Genomic DNA, 18,772 nt, shown 5'->3' with positions numbered 1-18,772 from the left:
GAGTGGGTGACGTGGTGTTGTTCAAGCGGCGTCAGCCGGAGCTTCCGGCCGAACAGCCGGCGGCTCCGGAAGCGCTGCCGGTGCAAGTGGGGCAGCTGGTCCTCCAGACCTTCGAGCACCGACGGAACCAGCTGACGACCAAGTCGACGATCTGCGCCACGGCCGCGTCCGGCGTCATCGTCCTGGTGATCCAGATCTTCCTGGTCAGCCCGGCCACGCGCGTTCCGGTGCGCCTGCTCGGTCTCGCCGCGTTGATCTGTGCCGCGCTGGCCCTGATCGAAGACCTCAACGTGATCAAGAAATTGTCGAAGCGCACGAGGTCGAAGCGAAGCCGCAAGCACATCCTGTTCTTCGGGACCTTCGTCGATCTGCAGCCCGACGAGGCCCACAGCAAGTTCGTCGAACTCACCGAAGAGCAATACGTTCACGAACTGGCCGTCCAAGCCGTCGAACTCTCCCGCAACCTGCGCTCCCGGTATGACGCCCTGGGCAAGGCCCACCGGTGGCTCACCGCGGCGGTCGCCATGTTCGTCGCCACACTCGCAGTACAACAAGTGTTCTTCATCTTCTTCCCGTGATCGCTATCGGAAGGCTGCCCCGCGAATGAAGCTGCGCCTGGTCGGAACCGGTTCAATCCTCACGCCGCACCTCAGCGCGTGCACGTTGATCGACGATCGGCTCCTCGTCGACGTCCCGAACGGATCCGTGAAAGCCATCCGCCGGTGCTCGGTAAGCCCCGGATCACTCCGTGGTTGCCTGATCAGCCACTTCCACGCGGACCATTACTTCGATGTCGTCTTCCTCCTTCTCGAACTGGGCTTGCGGCAGGTGCAGGAGCAGGACTTCCACCTGGCGGGCCCGAACGGCCTCGAAGAACGCGTCGAAACACTCTTCAAAATGGCCTACCCGGAATCATGGGCAAAAGTGCGGGAAAATTCACGCGTCGTCTTTCACGAGTGGCCGAATGAAGGCGGCGAACTGAAGGTGGACAGATATACGGTTCAAGCTGTGCCCGTCGTTCATTCCATCGCTCCCGCCTTTGGTTACCTCGTCCACGACGACGTTGTTGCGGCCGGATTTTCCGGCGACTCGGAATTGTGCGATGGTGTCCACCACATTGTCTCCAAGTCGGCCACCGCCGTACTCGATGGCTCGTTCGCGGAGCCTCGCGGCGGCCATATGGGAATGTCGGATCTGGTGGAGCTCGCCGGACAGTATCCGGACACGCGGATCATTGCGACACACCTGAGCGATCAGGTCCGTGAACGCGAATGGCCGGGTGTCCGGGTGCCCGCGGACGGTGACTGCGTTTCACTGTAGCCATGGGCAGTCGCCTGCGCATCGCCGCCTTGGCGGAATCGGACTCCCCGGCCGTCGAGGTCCAGGGGCTGCAGGCCGAGGAGCAGCCGCTGCTGTCCGCTCTCGTCGAGCCGTACTGGGCAGTGGAAGCGGACACCGTCCCGGGCCGAGTCCCCCGCCTGGAAATCGTGGAACCTCGAGAAGCTGCCACAGATGACACCGAAACGCGATATCGGCGTCTCGACGGACGGCGGGTGCTGATCCACCGCGGCGACACCGCGACGACGACCGTCCTACGCGTGATCACCGTGGTCCGGGCCGTTTTCAAGGTCGCCTTGGTGGGTTTGGGCGGCGTCAACTGCCACGCGGGCGTGGTGGACAGCGACGGACACGGCATTCTCATCACCGGCGCGAGAGGAGCGGGGAAGACGACGGCCGTCCGGGTTTGCGCCGCGTCCGGCCTCACGATCGTGGCGAACGACCAATGCATGCTGCTGCCGGGCGAGCCGCTCCGCGCCATTGGCTTTCCGGCACTCATGGCGGTGCGTGCCGGCTGGTCGCCGGCCGGCTGCCCATTGCCGGACCGGCCGTTGTCCCGAACCACAGATCGCCAGGACGGCGAACCGAGAGCTCAGTACACGGTCCAGTCGGTCGCCGAGGTGAGCGGAACGCGATGTTCGGGCCACACAGCCGCGAAATTGCTGGTGAGCTACGAAAAGGCAGCCAAGCCCGGAGTGCTCGCGGTGGCCCGCGGCTCGACCGCGGAGTGGTTCACCGCCGCCGGTTTCGGGTTGTCCGCGGCGTACGGTCCCGGTCTCGTCCACTTGGCGATGACGGCGCTGGGAGCCCAGTCCGCCGAGCAGCGACCCGAGCGAGTCCGCGCGGCCCTGGGGACCACTGCCCACTACCGGATCACCTGCTCGGCCGACAGACTGGCGCAGCTTCCCGGAACGTTCCCGGAGCTGCTGCCCGGGTAGTCACCGCGGCGAGGCGAGCCGGTGCAGGCGCAGGGCCAGCTGGATCTCCAGCGCCCGATCAGGCACCTGCCAGTCCTCTCCCAGCAGCGACGCCACCCGCTCCAGCCGCTGCACCACCGTGTTCACGTGGACGTGCAGCACGTCCTTCGTCCGCGCCAGCTGCGCGCCGTTCGCGAAATACGCCCGCAGCGTCGCGACCAGCTCCGTGCCGCGGCGCTCGTCGTAGTCCAGGACCGGGCCGAGTGTCTGGCGGACGAACGCGTCCAAGTCCGCGCGGTCACCGAGGAGCTGGCCGAGAAACCCGAGGCCCGCCATCGCCGCGCCTTCACCGCTGCGGCCCAGGGCCAGCAGCGCCCGGACGCAGCGGGCCGCCTCCGCGTGGGCCTCCGCGATCGCCGATGGCCCGCTCGCCGGGCCCGCCGCGCCGACCGTGACCGGGCGGCCGGTCGCCGAGCCGAGGTCGGCCGCGATGCGGCGGGCCAGCTCGTCCGGGTCGCCGGTCGCCAGCAGCACGACCTCCTCCGCGTGCACCCCGACCAGCGTCGCGTGCCGGGCGGCCGCGCTCGCCACACGCCGGCGGGAGCCGCCGTCCGCGTGGGCGACCAGGACCGCGTGCGGGGCCGACAGGTCGATGCCCAGCCGGCGGCCGCGGGCCAGCAACGCCCGGGGATTGCGGCCGGGCGCGGTGAGCAGGTCGGTCAGCAGCTCGCCGCGGACCTCGTCCTCGGCGCGCACCACCGATCGCCGCAGCATCAGCAGCAGCGCCGTCACGACGCCGGCGCGTTCGAACAGCCGCCGGTCGGGGTCGCTCAACCCCGCTCGGCCGGCCAGCACCAGGCTGCCGAGCAGTTCCGGGCCCGCCTGGACCGCGCACACCCAGTTGTCCTTTGTGGACACCGCGCGCCCGGTGGTGCGGGCCGCGGCGAGCGCGTCCGGGTCGAGCGCGACCGGGTCCGCCGAACTCGCCAGGAGCGTGCCGTCGGCGTCGTAGACCGTGAGGCTCCCGTGCAGCACGGCCGCGACCGCGTCGGCGACGTCCGGCAGGTCGCCGCCGCGCAGCACCAGGTCGGTCAGCCGGTCGTGGGCGTCCTCGGCGCGTTCCATCGTCGCGTTGGCCTCGTTGAGCTCCGCGACCGCGCGGCGGGTCTGGTCGAGGAGGTTCGCGCTGTCCAGGGCGATCGCCGCGTGGTCGGCCAGCGACGACAGCAGCGCCACCTCGTCGGCGGAGAACTCCCGGGTGGCGCGGTCGGACGCGAAGAGCACGCCCAGCACCTTCGGGCCGATCGCCAGCGGGACGCCGAGGATCGCGGTCAGGCCCTCGTCTTCGACGCCGGAGTCGATGTGCCGCGTGTGCTTGAACCGGTCGTCGTTGAAGTAGTCCGACGTCGCGTACGGCCGCGCGGTCTGCGCGACCAGCCCGCCGAGGCCCTCCCCCATGCCCAGCACGATCTGCTGGAACTCGGCCGACACCGACCCGTCGCTGACCCGGACGTAGGTCTTGTTCTCGGCCTCGTCGTTCAGCGAAAGGTAGGAGACGTCGACGCCGAGCAGCGCCCGCGCCCGCCGGACGATCGAGCGCAGCACGGTGTCCGGATCGGACAGCGCGGCGAGCTCGCTCGCGGTCTCGAACAACGCGGTGAGCTGGGCTTCGCGCCGCCGGTGTTCGGCCAGGGTCTCGCGGATCCGCAGGGCCAGCTCGCCCGCGCTGGCCAGCGCGGCCAGGTCGGCCGCGCCGAGGGTGCCCTCGGCGCGGGCGGCCACGACGACGTGCGCCAGCTGCTCGGTGCTCGCCCCGGAGGCGAGCAGGTCGAGCAGCCGGCGCAGGGCGTCCGAGGGTGCGGTCACGGCCGTCATGCTAGGGCGAAACGACCGCCTTCTCCGCCTCGACGTCGTCGTGCAGCGACTCACCACGGGTTTCGCGGGCGGACAGCAGCGCGATCACCGTGATCAAGCACATCGCCGCGACGTACAGCGACACCGGCACCGTGCTGCCCCAGGCGGAGAAGAGCGCGACGGCGATCAGCGGGGCGACGGCCCCGGCGGCGATCGACGACAGCTGCCCGCCGACCGACAGGCCGGTGTAGCGCACCCGCGTCGGGAACTGCTCGGCGAAGAACGCGGCCTGCGGGCCGTACATCGCGCCGTGCAGCACCAGCCCGACGGTCGCGGCCAGCACGATCACCGCCGACGACTTCGTGTCCAGCAGCGCGAAGAACGCGAAGCCCCACACGGCCATCCCGATCGCGCCGAACAGGTAGACCGGACGGCGGCCGACCCGGTCGGACAGCGCACCCCACACCGGGATCGTCACGAAGTGCACCGCCGACCCGATGAGCACCGCGGTCAGGCCGACGCCCTTCGGCAGGTGCAGCCCGGTCGTGACGTACACCAGGATGAAGGCGGTGATCACGTAGTAGGAGACGTTCTCGGCCATCCGCGCGCCGATCGTGATCAGCACCTGCCGCCAGCTCTTGCGGAAGACGTCGACGACCGGGACGTGCTTTTCGGCGCGCGCCTCGGCCTGGCGCTGCGCGGCGAGGAACACCGGCGATTCGGCGACGGCCAGCCGGATCCACAGGCCGATCAGCAGCAGCACACCCGAGAGCAGGAAGGGAACCCGCCAGCCCCAGGACAGGAAGGCCGCGTCCGACTGCGTCGCGGACAGGATCGCCAGGACGGCGGTGGCCAGCAGGTTCCCGCCGGGCGCACCGCACTGCGGCCAGCTCGCCCAGAACCCGCGGCGGCGGTCGTCACCGTGCTCGGAGACGATCAGGACGGCCCCACCCCACTCGCCGCCGAGCGCGAAGCCCTGTACCAGCCGCAGCAGTGTGAGCAGCAGGGGCGCCGCGACCCCCGCGGTGGCGTACGTCGGCAGGACCCCCATCAGGCAGGTCGAACCGCCCATCAGCACCAGGCTGACGATCAGCAGCTTCTTCCGGCCGAGCCGGTCGCCGAAGTGGCCGAAGACCAGGCCGCCGATCGGGCGGGCGAGGAAGCCGACGGCGTAGGTCAGGAACGCCAGCAGCGTGCCGGTGAGCGGGTCCGCCGTCGGGAAGAACAGCTTGTTGAAGACGAGGGCGGCGGCCGAGGTGTAGAGGAAGAAGTCGTACCACTCGATGGTGGTGCCGATCAGGCTCGCGCCGACGATCTTGGCGATCGCCGACCGGTGGGGTTGGCTCACTGCGGGCTCCACTTCCTTGTGGTTGTGCGGGTTCCTAGGCGGCGGTCCAGCCGCCGTCGAGCGGGATGGACGCCCCGGTGAGGTGGCCGGCGTGCGGCGAGCACAGCCACACCACCAGGGAAGCGACGTCCTCGGGTTCGATGAGCTTCTTGATCGCGGCCCGCTTGAGCAGCACCTCGGCGACGACGTCCGCACGCGGGATGTCGTGCTCGGCGGCCTGGGCGTCGATCTGCCCGTCGACCAGAGGGGTGCGGACGTACCCGGGGTTCACGCAGTTGCTGGTGACCCCGTGTCCGGCGCCTTCGAGAGCGGCGACCTTCGAGAGCCCTTCGAGCCCGTGCTTGGCGGCGACGTAGGCGGCCTTGTAGGCGGAGGCGCGCAGCCCGTGGACGCTCGACATGTTGACGATCCGGCCCCAGCCCCGGGCGTACATCGCGGGGAGCGTGTGCCGGATGAGCCGGAAGGGGGCGGTGACCATCAGGGCCTGGATCCGCTCGAAGACCTCCGGCGGGAAGTCTTCGAGCGGCGCGACGTGCTGGATCCCGGCGTTGTTGACCAGGACGTCGACTTCGGCGGGGAGCGCCTCGATCGCCGCGGGATCGGTGAGATCGGCGACGTGCGCCCAGCCGCCGACCTCGGCCGCCGCCGCCTCGGCACCCCGCTCGTCGATGTCGACGACGTGCACCTTGGCCCCGGCCGCGGCGAGGGCGCGGACGCAGGCGAGGCCGATACCGCCGGCACCGCCGGTGACGAGGGCGGTGCGCCCGTCCAGATCGCTGGTCATGGACGGGAACGGTAAGCGTGACGCCGGTCGCTGACCATGTGGACGGCAACCACACCTCGGCAAGATCCAGTGGCGCGAGCCCACATGGACCGGCTCAGGAGCGGTCGGCCAGGATCGCGAGGTAGTGCACGTTGGTCATGATCCCGAGAACGTTGCCGAACGGATCGACGACCGACGCCGTCACGAACCCGGGCCCGCGTTCGATGATCGGTTCGTACTCCTTCGCCCCCAGCTCCAGCAGCCGCGCGAACGTCGCTTCCAGGTCATCGACGTGCCAGCGCACGATCTCCCCGCCCGGCTCGGTGTGCGTGAAGGGGGCGTACTTGCGGTCGATGATGCCGAGTTCGTGCTGGTAGTCGCCAATCCGGAACTCCGAGTACCCGGGAACGTTGAAGTACGGCTCGATCCCCAGCAACTCCGCGTACCAGGCCTTCGCGGCCTCGTGGTCCTCGGCGTAGTAGGTGACGGTGGCCATCCCTCGCAGCATGTCGTGCTCCTCTCAAGCGGTTCTGGAGCCAGCATGGCGGTCAAAGTGCTCACCAAGTGAGCGCTTTTGCGGCCGGTGCGACACTGCGTCCATGCGCGCCGACCGCCTCGTGGCCACCCTGCTGCTGATGCAGACCCGTGGCCGCGTCACGGCCGCCGAGCTGGCGGCGGAGCTGGAGATCTCCGTCGCCACCGCGCGCCGCGACCTCGAAGCCCTCTCGGCGGCCGGCGTGCCCGTCTACCCCCAGCCCGGGCGCGGCGGCGGCTGGCAGCTCGTCGGCGGTGCGCGCACCGACCTCTCCGGCCTGAGCGCCCGCGAGGCGCAAGCCCTCTTCCTCCTGGCCGGCCCGGCCGCCGCCGGCGCGCCGGAGGTCAAGTCGGCCCTGCGGAAGCTGATGGGCGCACTGCCCGGCACGTTCCGGGCGGACGCCGAGGCGGCGGCGGACGCGGTCGTCGTCGACCAGGCCGGCTGGGGCGAGCGCCCGAAGGAGCGGCCGCCGATGGTCTCGCTGCTGCGGGACGCCGTCATCGCCCGCCGACGGGTCCGCCTCACCTACGCCGGCCGTGAGAAGTCGGAGCGGCTCGTCGACCCGTGGGGCCTGGTCAATAAGGACGAAGTCTGGTACCTGGTCGCGGGCACGGCGAAGGGCCGCCGGACCTTCCGCGTCGACCGGATCGTCTCCGCCGTGCCGACCGACGAGCCCGCCGATCGCCCGTCGGACCTCGAGCTGACGACGGTGTGGCAGGAGGTCGTCGAGGAGGTGGAAAAGCGCCGTTCCCTGCTCAGCGCGGACGTTCTGCTCGACCGCCGGCACTTCGCGGTGCTGCAGGGCCGGTTCGGGCGGCACTGCGAGCTGGTCGCGGAGCTGCCCGGGGACCGCGTCCGGGCGCGGGTCGCCGCGCCGGCGCCGGTGATGATCGCGCAGGAGCTGGCGGGATGGGGCGCGCTGGTCGAGGTGGAAGGCCCGGCGTCGGTGCAGGCCGAGCTGGCCCGGCTGGGCGCCGAACTGGTCTCCCGCTACGGAACGTGACATCTCAGCCCACGTCCGTTGGATCACCGGTTGTCGTGTTTGTCCGACCCGCCGCCCAAACGTCCACCGGGGAGCCTGGCCGAGCTTCGAACCCCCCGCTGTCGATCACGTCGATGGTCCCGATCGCCACTATGCTTGGTGAACGCCGTTAATCGGTCTACAATGGACACTCGGAGGACACACTCGGAGTGTCCGTTACCCGCCGGTATCTGGCCGTTCGGAGTATCCCTGATCACCCGTTTGCTGCTACTGTGACGCCTCCGTGACCTGAACGTGCGTTCGGTGACACTTCGGTGAGGGCAGACAATGCGTGACGATGTGGTCGAAGCGAGTGCCGTGGTCGGGCACCCGCCGGACGTGGTGTGGCAGATCGTCGGGTCGCCGGAGTGGTACTCGAGGTTCGTGCCGGAGATCAGCTGGTGCGAAATCCAGGAGCCGGCCGCGCGCGGACGCGGCCCGAAGGGCGCAATCCGGATCGTCCCCGCGCGGGGACCGCTGATCGAGACGCAGATGCAGGCCGTCGTCCACCGGCCGGGCGAGCACGTCGTGTGGTGCGGGGTCCCCGACGAGGGCACCTGGGTCTCGCTGGAGCTGAGACCGCTGGCGGGCGGCCGGACCGAGCTGTTCGTGCGGATGATGCTGCCGCCGGCGTACCTGGACCTGGTCTCGTCGATCAAGAAGGACGTCCGCGCCCTCGCCCGTCGCCTCGACCTGCACCTGGCCGGTGAAGCCGACACGGACACCGACGGCGAGACCAACAAGGCCACCAAGCTGCGCACCACGAGCATCCTGCTGCGGGCCGGCGTGCTCAGCGCCGGGCGGCCGGACAAGCTGGCGCGCCAGCTGAACTCCCTCGCGCAGTGGGGCGCCACGGTCGCGGGCGGCTACCAGGCCGCGGCGGCCCGCGTCCCGGACGAGCCCGCCCTGCACGACGAGCGCAGCTTCCGCACCTTCCGCCAGGTCCAGGAGCGCAGCGACCGGCTCGCCAACGCGCTGAGCGAGCTCGGCGTCGTCGAGCGCGACCGGATCGCGCTGATGTGCCGCAACCACGCCGCGATGATCGAGTCGTTCGTTGCCGCCAGCAAGCTCGGCGCCGACGTCATCCTGCTGAACACCGGCCTGTCCGCCGCCTCGGTCAAGGACGTCCTCGCCGAGCACCGGCCCTCCGCCGTGCTGGCCGACGACGAGTTCGCGCAGACCATCGCGAACGTCCCCGGCGACTTCGCCCGGATCAGCACCTGGCCGGACGCCGACGCCGGCTACCCGACCGTCGACGAGCTGATCCAGGCCGCCCCCGCCGACCGCCCGAAGCCGGTCGAGCGGCCGGGCCGGCTGATCGTCCTCACCTCCGGCACCACGGGGACGCCGAAGGGCGCCCGCCGTCCCACGCCGAAGGGGCTGGGCACCGCGGCGGCGATCCTCGACCGGATCCCGCTGCGCTCCGGCGACCGGCTGCTCGTGGCGGCGCCGCTGTTCCACACCTGGGGCCTCGCGGCGATGCAGATCGGCATGGCGCTGCGGGCGTCGCTCGCGCTGACCCGCAAGTTCGACGCCGAGGAGACGTTGCGGACGATCGCCGAGCAGAAGTGCGACGCGCTGTTCGCCGTGCCGATCATGCTGCAGCGGATCCTGGACCTGCCCGAGCGGGTCCGCGCGCGGTACGACCTGTCGTCGCTGCGGATCGTGGCCAGCAGCGGCTCGGCGATGTCCGGGCCGTTCGTCACGCAGTTCATGGACACCTTCGGCGACGTCCTCTACAACTTCTACGGCTCGACCGAGGTGTCCTGGGCCAGCATCGCCGACCCGGCCGACCTGCGCGCGGCGCCGACGACGGCCGGCCGCTGCCCGCTCGGCACCCGGCTGGCGATCCTGGACGAGGACCGCAAGCCGGTGCCCCCGGGCGGCGAAGGCCAGATCTTCGTCGGCAACGACATGCTGTTCGAGGGCTACACGAGCGGGACGGACCCGGCCCGCGCGGCAGACATGATGGCCAGCGGCGACGTCGGCTACCTGGACGCGGCGGGCCGCCTGTTCGTCACCGGCCGCGCCGACGAGATGATCGTCTCGGGCGGCGAGAACGTGTTCCCCCGCCCGGTCGAGGAGGCCCTGGTGGCGCTCCCGGGCGTCCACGACGCGGCGGTAGTCGGCGTCGCGGACGCGGAGTGGGGCCAGCGCCTGGCGGCGTACGTCGTCCCGCGCCGGGGTGCCTCCCTGCACGCGGAAGACATCCGCCAGTACATCCACCAGCGCTTGGCCCGGTTCGCGGTCCCCCGCGACGTGTATTTCGTCCCGGACCTGCCCCGCAACGCGACGGGCAAGATCCTCAAGAGGCTCCTGCACGACGACACCTGGCCGGCGACCAGCGAATACTGATGCCCGAGCACACCCCGGACGGCCGCTACATCCTCGTGAACGGCCGTCGCTGGCGCGCCACGGACCCCGAGATCCCCGACGACGTCCGAGACCGCCTGCAGAAGCACCTGATGGCGGCCCGGCGCGTGCAGGACCGCGCCCGCGTCCAGGCGGCGAAGGTGGCGTTGGGCGAGCGCGGTGAGCCGTGGTGGGAGCAGACGTCCGCCCAGCGCCGGGCGCGGTGGGAGCGCGGGCTGGCCGAGCTGGATCAGCCGACCGGCTGACGCAGCACCGTCCGCAGCCTCGCGGGCTCGACCCGCCGCGGGTCGCCGAGGTACACCTCGTGGTGCAACCCCGTCATCTCGAGCCTTTGCTCCGCAAGGTATTCGTCGTGCAGCCGCGCCAGCAGCGGACCTTCGTCGTCGTAAGACCCCACGTGCAGCGCCTGCGCACACCGCCCCTCGTGCAGCTTCTCCAACCGCACCGGCGCATCGAGCTTCTTCTTGCGCCGCACCGTCTCCCGGGCCTCCTCGACCGCTTCCTCCCCGATCCACGCGGGCTGCGCGATCAGCATCGTCCACTGCCAGGAATCCTTGGCGCGCACGGTGAACGCGGCGTAGTCCTCCGCCCACCACAGGCCTTCCAACGGCCCCACGACGAAGTCCTCCCCACGCTGCTTCGCCGCCATCTTGATCGTGTACGCGAAGGCGTACAGCGCTTCGACCGCCTTCTTGTAGCTTTCCGCCGTGTTCGGGTTGCCGCGGCCGTCGATCGCGAGGAACCGCTGTTCGGGGACGTCCACCAGCTCCCACCCGGTGTTCTTCGGCGCGTAGAGCTGTTTGAGGTCCTTCTTGATGTCGTACGGCATCAGGTCATTCCTTCCAGCCACCGGGCTTCCGCCTCGAGTTGCGCAATGGAGTAGTCGAAGATCGCCCGGACGAACGGCGGGGCGTGGTCCTGGGCCGCGGCCGCGCGACGCACCTCGGCCAGCCGCTCCCCGACCGCTTCCGCGCGCCGGGCCAGCGCCGCGGCGAGCCGCTCGGGCGGGATGGCCGGGCTGTTCGCCAGGCCGACGAGCACCGGCGGGTGCCCCGGCCGCAGCTCGGCGACGGCGGCTTCGGCGGCGGCGGCGCACGCCTTGCGGCCCGCTTCGGTGATCGTGAACGTCTTCTTGGCTTTCGCGTGCGCGCGCTCCCCCGCGACCTCGGCGACCAGGCCGCGGTCGCGGAGCTTGCCCAGGACGTAGTAGATCGAGCTGAAGCCGAGCGCCGTCCAGTCGCGCATGCCGCGTTCGGAGACGACCTCGTCCAGCTCGTAGCCGTGCCTCGGCCGCTCGGCCACCAGGCCCAGCACCGTCAGTTCCGCGTCGGTCAGCACGGCGTTACTCTAGCACTAGAATACTCGCCTTCCCGAAAATGTCGGTGGTGGCTGGCATGCTTCAGCAAGGACCGGAAAGCGAGGGCGAACAGTGGGGGGACAGGTGGTGACGGCGGTGCCGTGGACCGCGGAACGCGTGGCCGGGCTGGCGCCGGATCCCGCATCGGAAAAGGCGGGCCGGGCGCTGGCCACGCCGGCGAAGTGGTCGGGCGCGGGCGCGTCCGAAGACGCCGTGTGGGGCTTCTGCCAGGGCAGTGGCAAGAAGCCGTACCAGACGTGCGTCGAGCTCGCCGAGCCCGCGTTCCGGTGCTCCTGTCCCAGCCGGAAGTTCCCGTGCAAGCACGCACTCGGCCTGCTGCTGCTCTGGGCGGCCGGGCGCGTGGACACCGCGGAACCACCCGAGTGGGTGCACACGTGGCTGGCCGAACGCGCCGACCGCGCCAGGCGGGCGGAGAAGCGCGCGGAGTCAGCGGGCCCGAAGGACGAGGAGGCGGCCGCCCGCCGCGCTTCCGACCGGGCGGCCCGCGTCGAAGGCGGTGTCGCGGAACTGAAAGTCTGGCTCACCGACCGGATCGGCGCGGGTTTCGCGGGCTTCGAGCGCAACGGCGGCGAAGAGCTGCGGACGGTCGCGGCCCGGATGGTCGACGCCCAGGCGTCCGGCCTCGCCGGCGGTTTGCGGCGGGCAGCGGCGATCGTCGGCCGCCGCGACTGGCCGGAGGCGCTGCTGGCCGAGCTGTCCCAGCTGTACCTGCTCGCCGACGCGGCCGGCCGCCTGGAATCGCTGCCACCCGCACTGGCGGAGACGGTCCGCACCCGGCTCGGCTTTTCGGTGGAGACGGCCCGGGTCCTGGAAAGCGGCGAGCGCGTCACGGACGATTGGCTGATCACCGGCGCGGCGGACGAGGAGAACGACCGCCTGCTCACCCGCCGGACCTGGCTGCGCGGCCTCCGCAAGGGCCGGGACGCGCTGGTGCTGTCGTTCGCGCCGCCGGGCCGTCCGCTCGACGCGTCGCTCCCACCAGGACACCGGCTGACCGCGGAGCTGGCGTTCTACCCGGGAGCCGCGCCGCTGCGGGCTTTGGTGGCGGAGCGCGGAATCCCGTTGCCGGCGCCGACAGCCGAAGGCGGTTCCATCCCGGACGCCCTGGCGACGCACGCCCGGGCGATGGCGGCGGACCCGTGGCTGGAGCGCTGGCCGGTGCTGCTGTCGGGCGTCACCCCGGCCGAGCACGCGGGCGGCTGGTGTCTGTCCGAAAAGGACGGAACCGCGCTGCCGCTGGTGCCGTACGCGTTCCCGTGGTCGCTGCTGGCGCTGTCGGCGGGCCGCCCGCTGACCGTGGCGGGCGAGTGGAGCCAAGCCGGCTTGCGGCCGTTGACCTGCTGGCACGAAGGCCGGGCGGTGCGGCTGTGAAACCACTCCGCGAAACTCCGAAAGGCGGTGCACCCGTGAAAGCCTGGGAAGACCTCGTCGGCACCGCTCTCCTCGGTACCCGGCGGCGCACCCTGGACGCCGCCGCTCAGCCGGCCGCCGTCCAGGAGCTCGTCGGCGAGCGTGAAGACCCCGCCGAGCAGCTGCTGGCCGCCGCGGCCGTGCTCACCACCTACCGCCGGGCCGGGCGGCAGCCGCTGCGTGACGTGCGGCCGCTGCCCGTGGCGCCCGTAGACGAACGCGCCTTCGTCCCCCCGCTCGCCCGGGACCGGCTCGGCCGCCTCCTCGCCGCCAGCCACCCCGACCTCCTGCTCGAGTGGCTCGGCATCGTCGCCGGCACCGATTACCGCGTCCCCCCGGAAACCCTGCCGCTGCTCGCCGAGGCCGCCCGCACCAAGGCCGCCCTGCGCGGGCCGCTGTGCGCCGTGGCCGGGCCCGTCGGCGCCTGGCTCGGGCAGCGGAACCCCGACTGGAGCTTCCTCGCCGCGCCACCCGAAGAATCGGGCGACGTCTGGCAGTACGGCAGCCTCGCCCAGCGCCGCCGGTGGCTCGCCGCGAAGCTCGCCCAGGAGCCCGACGCGGCCCGCGAAGCCCTCACCGCATCCTGGAAGACCGAGCCCGCCGACGTCCGGGCCGACTTCCTCGGCATCCTCGCCGGGCACGTCCGCGCCGGCGACGAAGCCTTCCTCGAAGCCGCACTCACCGATCGGGCCGCCGCCGTCCGGGAACAGGCCGCCGACCTGCTCGGCCGGCTGCCCGGCACGCGCTACGGCGAGAGCATGGCCGAACGGCTGCGCCCGCTGGTCCACCGCCGGAACCGGGTGCTCACCGTCGCCCTCCCCCAGGGCGAACGCGGCGACGGCACCGTCCGGCTGCGCACCCTCGTCGCGTCCGCTCCGCTCTCCTTCTGGACCGAGTTCGGCCCGCCGGCCGAGGTCGTGCGGATGACCGTCGAGGGCTGTCCGGCCGCCGTGCTGCGGGACTCCTGGGCCACCGCCGCCCTGCGGCAGCGGGACGAGACCTGGGCACAGGCGCTGATCGGCGCCGACCCCGGCGGGCGCACCACCCCGCCGCTGCTCGGCGTGCTGAGCCCGGCGAGCCAGGCCGCCACGATCGGGCACCTCGTCAGCCGGCTGCCCGTCGAATCGTTCGCGCGGCTGGTGCACGAGCTGCCCCGGCCGTGGACGAAGGAGCTCGGCACCGCGCTGCTCGACTGGATCGCCCGCCAGGACGACCACCGGCTGGTCTCGCACGCCGCCGTCGTCATCGCCCGCGCCGTTCCACCTCAGTGCCTGCGCCACCCGCTGGCCACCACCCGCTTGACCATGGACGCCGGGCCCTGGCGCCGGGCGCTCACCGAAACGCTGAACTTCCGCCGCGAAATGTACGAGGAGCTCGCATGACCGCCCCCACCGTCCTCCGGCCGCACGCCGAACAGGACCACGCCGCCGAACTGGCCGCGCTGGCCGCCGCCGACGACCGGGCCAAGCCGCCGAACTGGAACCTCTCGCCGTGGGCGGTTGTCGAGTACCTGCTCGGCGGCACCCTGCCGGACGGCACCGTGATCACCCCGAAGTACGTCGGCCCGCGGCGGCTGATCGAGGTCGCCGTCGCCACCCTCGCCACCGACCGCGCGCTCCTGCTGCTCGGCGTCCCAGGCACGGCGAAGACGTGGGTGTCCGAGCACCTTTCCGCCGCCATCAGCGGGGATTCGACGCTGCTGGTGCAGGGCACCGCGGGCACGTCCGAGGAGTCGATCCGCTACGGCTGGAACTACGCCCGGCTGATCGCCGAGGGCCCGAGCGCCGCCGCGCTCGTCGAAGGCCCGGTGCTGCGCGCGATGCGGAACGGCAAACTCGCCCGGCTCGAGGAGCTGACGCGCATCCCGGCCGACGTGCAGGACTCGCTGATCACCATCCTCTCCGAGAAGACCCTGCCGATCCCCGAGCTGGGCACCGAGGTCCAGGCCCGGCCGGGCTTCAACCTGATCGCGACGGCGAACAACCGCGACAAGGGCGTCAACGAGCTGTCGAGCGCGCTGCGGCGGCGGTTCAACACGGTCGTCCTGCCGCTGCCGGACAGCGCCGAGGCCGAAGTCGAGATCGTCAGCCGGCGGGTCGCCGAGCTGGGCACCTCGCTGCAGCTGCCCGCCGAAGCCGCCGAGCTGGCCGAGATCCGCCGGGTGGTGACGATCTTCCGCGAGCTGCGCTCGGGCCGCACCGAAGACGGCCGCACGGCGGTGAAGTCGCCGTCCGGCACGCTGTCGACCGCGGAGGCGATCAGCGTGCTCACCGGCGGGCTCGCCCTGGCCGCCCACTTCGGCGACGGCGTCCTGCGCCCGCACGACATCGCGGCGGGCATCCACGGCGCCGTGGTCAAGGACCCGGTGGCCGACCGCGCGATCTGGATCGAATACCTGGAGACCGTGGTCCGCGAACGCGACGGCTGGGCCGACTTCTACCGGGCCGGTCAGGAGCTCTCTTGACGGCCACCCACCTGCTCGGCATCCGCCACCACGGCCCGGGATCCGCCCGGGCCGTGGCGGCGAGGCTCGCCGAACTCGAACCGGACGTCGTCCTCATCGAAGGGCCACCCGAGGCCGATGCCCTGGTCGAGCTCACCGAAGACCCGGCCATGCAGCCGCCGGTCGCGCTCCTGGCCTACGCGACCGACGACGTCTCGCGCGCCGCGTTCTGGCCGTTCGCCGTGTTCAGCCCGGAGTGGCAGGCGCTGACCTACGCCCGTGAGGCCGGGATCCCGGTGCGGTTCTGCGACCTCCCGGCCGCCAACACGTTCGCCGCGCCCCCGGACGAGCACACCGGCCCGCCCGTCGACCCGTTGGCCCTGCTGGCTTCGGCCGGCGGCTACGACGACCCGGAACGCTGGTGGGACGACGTCGTCGAATCGCGGCGGGACGCCGAAAGCCCGTTCGAGGTGATCGCCGAGGCGATGAGCGCGGTGCGGGAGGGCGAGAAACCCCCGCAGGGCAACGAAGCCCGCCGCGAGGCCTACATGCGCTCGGTGCTGCGCCGCACCCGCAAGGAGGGCTTCGAGAACATCGTCGTCGTCTGCGGTGCCTGGCACGTGCCCGCGCTGGCGGACCCGCTGCCGCCGGCGTCGCACGACCAGGCCGTCCTCAAAGGACTCCCGAAGCGGAAGGTCGCGTGCACCTGGGTGCCGTGGACGCACGGCCGCCTCGCCACGGCCAGCGGCTACGGGGCCGGTGTCCGGTCGCCGGGCTGGTACCACCACCTGTTCACCACGGCCGACGACGTCACCGCGCGCTGGCTGGCCGGGGTCGCCGCGGTGCTGCGGGAGGAGGACCTGCCCGTCTCGACCGCGCACGTCATCGAGGCGGTCCGGCTCGCCGAAACCCTCGCGACGCTGCGGGGCCGGTCGTCGGCCGGGCTCGCCGAGGTCACCGAAGCCACCCGGTCGGTGTTGTGCGGCGGCGACGAGGTGCAGGTCGAGCTCGTCACCCGGCGGCTGGTGGTCGGCGAACGGCTCGGCGAGGTGCCGGACCGCGTCCCGCAGCCGCCGCTGGCCGCGGACCTGACGGCGACCGCGAAACGCCTGCGGCTCAAGAAGGACCCGATCGTCAAGGAACTCGACCTCGACCTGCGGACGCCGGGCGGGCTCGACCGCTCGAAGCTGCTGCACCGGCTGCGGATCCTCGGCATCGAGTGGGGCAGCCGGGAGGCGTCGGCCCGGCGGAACAAGGGCACCTTCCGCGAGACGTGGGCGCTGTGCTGGGAGCCGTCGTTCGAGGTCGACCTGGTCGCGGCCGCGGTGTACGGCACGACCGTGCCGTCGGCGGCCACCGCCGCGGTGCGCGGCACGGTCGAAGGCACGCCACCGCTGGACGAGGTCACCACGGCCGTCGAGAACTGCCTGCTCGCCGACCTGCCGGAGGCGCTGCCCGAGGCGCTCGCGGCGCTGGACGCCCGCGCGGCGGCGGACGCGGACGTCGCCCGGCTGATGTCGGCGCTGCCCGCGCTGGCCAGGGCGACCCGGTACGGCAACGTCCGCGGCACCGGCACCGGCGCGTTGCGGGCGGTCGCCGACCGGATGCTGGACCGGATCTGCGCCGGCCTGCCACCGGCCGCCCACGGCATCGACGACGACGCCGCGGCCCGCCTGGCCAAGCTGGTCGACGGCGTGCACGACGCGACCTCCCTGCTCGGCGACGATCCGAAGGAGCGGTGGCTGGCGGCGCTGGCCCGGCTGGCGGAACGGCCGTCGCTGCCCCCGCTGCTGGCCGGGCGGCTCACCCGGATCCTGCACGACGCCGGGCTGTTCGACGCGCTCGACATCGAACTGCGGCTGGGCCGCGCGCTCACCCCGGGCGTCACACCGTCGGCGGGCGCGGCCTACGTCGAGGGTTTCTTCGACGGCGGCGCGCTGTTGCTGGTGCACGACGAAGGCCTCCTGCGGGTGATCGACGCCTGGCTGGCGGCGATCCCCGAAGACGTCTTCACCGAGGTGCTTCCGTTGCTGCGCCGCACTTTCGGGGCCTTCAGCGGGCCCGAGAAGCGGGCGATCGGGCAACGCGCGGCCGGGCTCACCGGCGCCGCGCGCGCCGTGGCGGTGGCCGACGAACTGGACGAGGACCGGGCCGAGCGCGTGCTGCCGGTCCTGGCGACGCTCTTGGGGGTGGGAGCATGACCGCGGACACCGACCGGGTGCGGCGCTGGCGGCTGGTCCTGGGCGGCGACGGCGCCGGGCCGGGGTCCGGCCTGGAGGACGCTCAGCTGTCCGATGAGGACAGTGGGGTGGACGCGGTGCTGGCCGCCCTCTACGACAAGCCCGACGAGGAGACCACGGGCGGGCCGCGCAGCGCGAACCTGGGCGCGTCGGCGCCGCGGGTCGCACGTTGGCTGGGTGACATCCGGCGCTACTTCCCGAGCACCGTCGTGCAGGTCATGCAGCGCGACGCGGTCGACCGGCTCGGGCTCACCCGGATGCTGCTGGAGAAGGAGCTGCTGTCGGCGGTCGAGCCGGACGTCCACCTGGTCGGCACGCTGCTCTCGCTGAACGGTGTGCTGCCGGAGGAGACCAAGGAGACCGCGCGCGAGGTGGTCCGCAAGGTCGTCACCGAACTGGAGGAGCGGCTGGCCGAACGCACCCGCGCGGCGATCCGGGGCGCGCTGGACAAGGCGTCGCGCACGCACCGGCCGCGCCCCGGCGACGTCGACTGGGCGCGCACGATCCACGCCAACCTCAAGCACTACTCCCCCGACCTGCGCACGATCGTCCCGGAGAAGCTGATCGGCTTCGGGCGCCGGCAGCAGGCGGTGCAGCGGGACGTGGTCCTGGCCGTCGACCAGTCGGGTTCGATGGCGGAGTCGGTGGTGTACTCGGGGCTGTTCGGCGCGGTGCTGGCGTCGATGCGGGCGTTGAAGACGTCGTTCGTCGCGTTCGACACGGAGGTCGCGGACCTCACCGAGCACCTCGCCGACCCGGTGGACGTCCTGTTCGGCACCCAGCTGGGCGGCGGAACGGACATCAACCGGGCGATCGCGTACTGCCAGGGGCTGGTCGAGCGCCCGGAGCGGACCCTGCTGGTCCTGATCAGCGACCTCTACGAGGGCGGCAACGAAGAGGAGCTGCTGCACCGCATCGCCGAACTGGCCGGCGCGGGGGTCCAGGTGGTGACGCTGCTGGCCCTGTCGGACTCGGGCGCGCCGTCGTACGACCACGAGAACGCGGCGGCCCTCGCCGAGCTGGGCATCCCGGCCTTCGCGTGCACCCCGGACCAGTTCCCGGACCTGATGGCCGCCGCCATCCGCGGCGACGACCTCCAGAGCTGGGTGGCCCGCGAGAGCACCTGAGTTGCGGAATGAAACCGACCACCCC

17 protein-coding genes are annotated in these 18,772 nt (G+C 72.1%); 11 read left to right on the top strand and 6 right to left on the bottom strand.

The window, feature by feature from the left end; translation table 11 throughout:
- Window positions 1-2 precede the first annotated feature (2 nt).
- The 3 genes from H5965_RS19470 to H5965_RS19460 are packed head-to-tail and all read left to right on the top strand — an operon-like array spanning window position 3 to window position 2,276.
- On the top strand, window positions 3-578 hold the full coding sequence (locus H5965_RS19470) for a Pycsar system effector family protein (RefSeq protein WP_310971451.1): 576 nt from the start codon (window positions 3-5) through the stop codon (window positions 576-578).
- 25 nt (window positions 579-603) lie between these two features.
- Window positions 604-1,320 (top strand): MBL fold metallo-hydrolase, encoded by a 717-nt coding sequence (locus H5965_RS19465; RefSeq protein ID WP_310971450.1) that lies wholly within the window; start codon window positions 604-606, stop codon window positions 1,318-1,320.
- Between the two features lie 2 nt (window positions 1,321-1,322).
- Complete coding sequence (locus tag H5965_RS19460) at window positions 1,323-2,276, top strand: hypothetical protein (RefSeq protein ID WP_310971449.1); 954 nt, start codon at window positions 1,323-1,325, stop codon at window positions 2,274-2,276.
- Here the strand turns inward: H5965_RS19460 and H5965_RS19455 are convergent, their stop codons facing one another.
- The 4 genes from H5965_RS19455 to H5965_RS19440 form a co-directional block, all read right to left on the bottom strand.
- Window positions 2,277-4,130 carry a GAF domain-containing protein gene (locus H5965_RS19455; protein WP_310971448.1) on the bottom strand — a complete coding sequence of 618 codons (1,854 nt, stop codon included), beginning with the start codon at window positions 4,128-4,130 and terminating at the stop codon, window positions 2,277-2,279.
- Between the two features lies 1 nt (window position 4,131).
- Window positions 4,132-5,457, bottom strand: a complete 1,326-nt coding sequence (locus H5965_RS19450; protein ID WP_310971447.1) for an MFS transporter — start codon at window positions 5,455-5,457, stop codon at window positions 4,132-4,134.
- A gap of 34 nt (window positions 5,458-5,491) precedes the next feature.
- Window positions 5,492-6,241: a 3-hydroxybutyrate dehydrogenase gene (locus H5965_RS19445; protein WP_310971446.1), complete on the bottom strand. Its 750-nt coding sequence runs from the start codon at window positions 6,239-6,241 to the stop codon at window positions 5,492-5,494.
- 94 nt (window positions 6,242-6,335) lie between these two features.
- Complete coding sequence (locus tag H5965_RS19440) at window positions 6,336-6,728, bottom strand: VOC family protein (RefSeq protein ID WP_310971445.1); 393 nt, start codon at window positions 6,726-6,728, stop codon at window positions 6,336-6,338.
- Window positions 6,729-6,819: 91 nt separating this feature from the next.
- Between H5965_RS19440 and H5965_RS19435 the strand changes: the two genes are divergently transcribed.
- The 3 genes from H5965_RS19435 to H5965_RS19425 all read left to right on the top strand — a co-directional run bounded on the left by H5965_RS19435 (window position 6,820) and on the right by H5965_RS19425 (window position 10,394).
- Window positions 6,820-7,758 (top strand): WYL domain-containing protein, encoded by a 939-nt coding sequence (locus H5965_RS19435; protein ID WP_310971444.1) that lies wholly within the window; start codon window positions 6,820-6,822, stop codon window positions 7,756-7,758.
- 306 nt (window positions 7,759-8,064) lie between these two features.
- Entirely contained in the window at window positions 8,065-10,131 is a 2,067-nt protein-coding gene (locus H5965_RS19430) for an AMP-binding protein (protein ID WP_310971443.1), read from the top strand.
- On the top strand, window positions 10,131-10,394 hold the full coding sequence (locus tag H5965_RS19425; RefSeq protein WP_310971442.1) for a hypothetical protein: 264 nt from the start codon (window positions 10,131-10,133) through the stop codon (window positions 10,392-10,394). Before H5965_RS19430 ends, H5965_RS19425 begins: the two co-directional genes overlap by 1 nt.
- Here the strand turns inward: H5965_RS19425 and H5965_RS19420 are convergent.
- Both H5965_RS19420 and H5965_RS19415 read right to left on the bottom strand, forming a co-directional pair.
- The gene (locus tag H5965_RS19420; protein WP_310971441.1) at window positions 10,379-10,978 is read right to left on the bottom strand and encodes a GyrI-like domain-containing protein; all 600 of its coding nucleotides are present in this window, start codon (window positions 10,976-10,978) and stop codon (window positions 10,379-10,381) included. The genes H5965_RS19425 and H5965_RS19420 overlap by 16 nt on opposite strands.
- A complete protein-coding gene (locus tag H5965_RS19415) occupies window positions 10,978-11,487 on the bottom strand; it encodes a PadR family transcriptional regulator (protein WP_310971440.1) in 510 nt (169 codons plus the stop codon). The genes H5965_RS19420 and H5965_RS19415 overlap by 1 nt, the downstream gene beginning before the upstream one ends.
- 103 nt (window positions 11,488-11,590) lie before the next feature.
- Here H5965_RS19415 and H5965_RS19410 point away from each other — a divergent pair, with 103 nt between their 5' ends.
- From H5965_RS19410 to H5965_RS19390, 5 genes are read left to right on the top strand one after another with little or no spacing between them, the layout of a single operon-like run.
- Complete coding sequence (locus H5965_RS19410) at window positions 11,591-12,898, top strand: SWIM zinc finger family protein (protein WP_310972008.1); 1,308 nt, start codon at window positions 11,591-11,593, stop codon at window positions 12,896-12,898.
- 35 nt (window positions 12,899-12,933) lie between these two features.
- On the top strand, window positions 12,934-14,319 hold the full coding sequence (locus H5965_RS19405) for a DUF5691 domain-containing protein (protein ID WP_310971439.1): 1,386 nt from the start codon (window positions 12,934-12,936) through the stop codon (window positions 14,317-14,319).
- Entirely contained in the window at window positions 14,316-15,401 is a 1,086-nt protein-coding gene (locus H5965_RS19400; protein ID WP_310971438.1) for an AAA family ATPase, read from the top strand. Before H5965_RS19405 ends, H5965_RS19400 begins: the two co-directional genes overlap by 4 nt.
- On the top strand, window positions 15,398-17,581 hold the full coding sequence (locus tag H5965_RS19395) for a DUF5682 family protein (RefSeq protein ID WP_310971437.1): 2,184 nt from the start codon (window positions 15,398-15,400) through the stop codon (window positions 17,579-17,581). Before H5965_RS19400 ends, H5965_RS19395 begins: the two co-directional genes overlap by 4 nt.
- Window positions 17,578-18,747 (top strand): VWA domain-containing protein, encoded by a 1,170-nt coding sequence (locus H5965_RS19390; RefSeq protein WP_310971436.1) that lies wholly within the window; start codon window positions 17,578-17,580, stop codon window positions 18,745-18,747. Before H5965_RS19395 ends, H5965_RS19390 begins: the two co-directional genes overlap by 4 nt.
- Window positions 18,748-18,772 lie beyond the last annotated feature (25 nt).

The organism is Amycolatopsis sp. 505, from assembly GCF_031625235.1.
Taxonomy (GTDB): Bacteria; Actinomycetota; Actinomycetes; order Mycobacteriales; family Pseudonocardiaceae; genus Amycolatopsis.
This window is presented reverse-complemented; position numbering and strand designations above follow the sequence as displayed.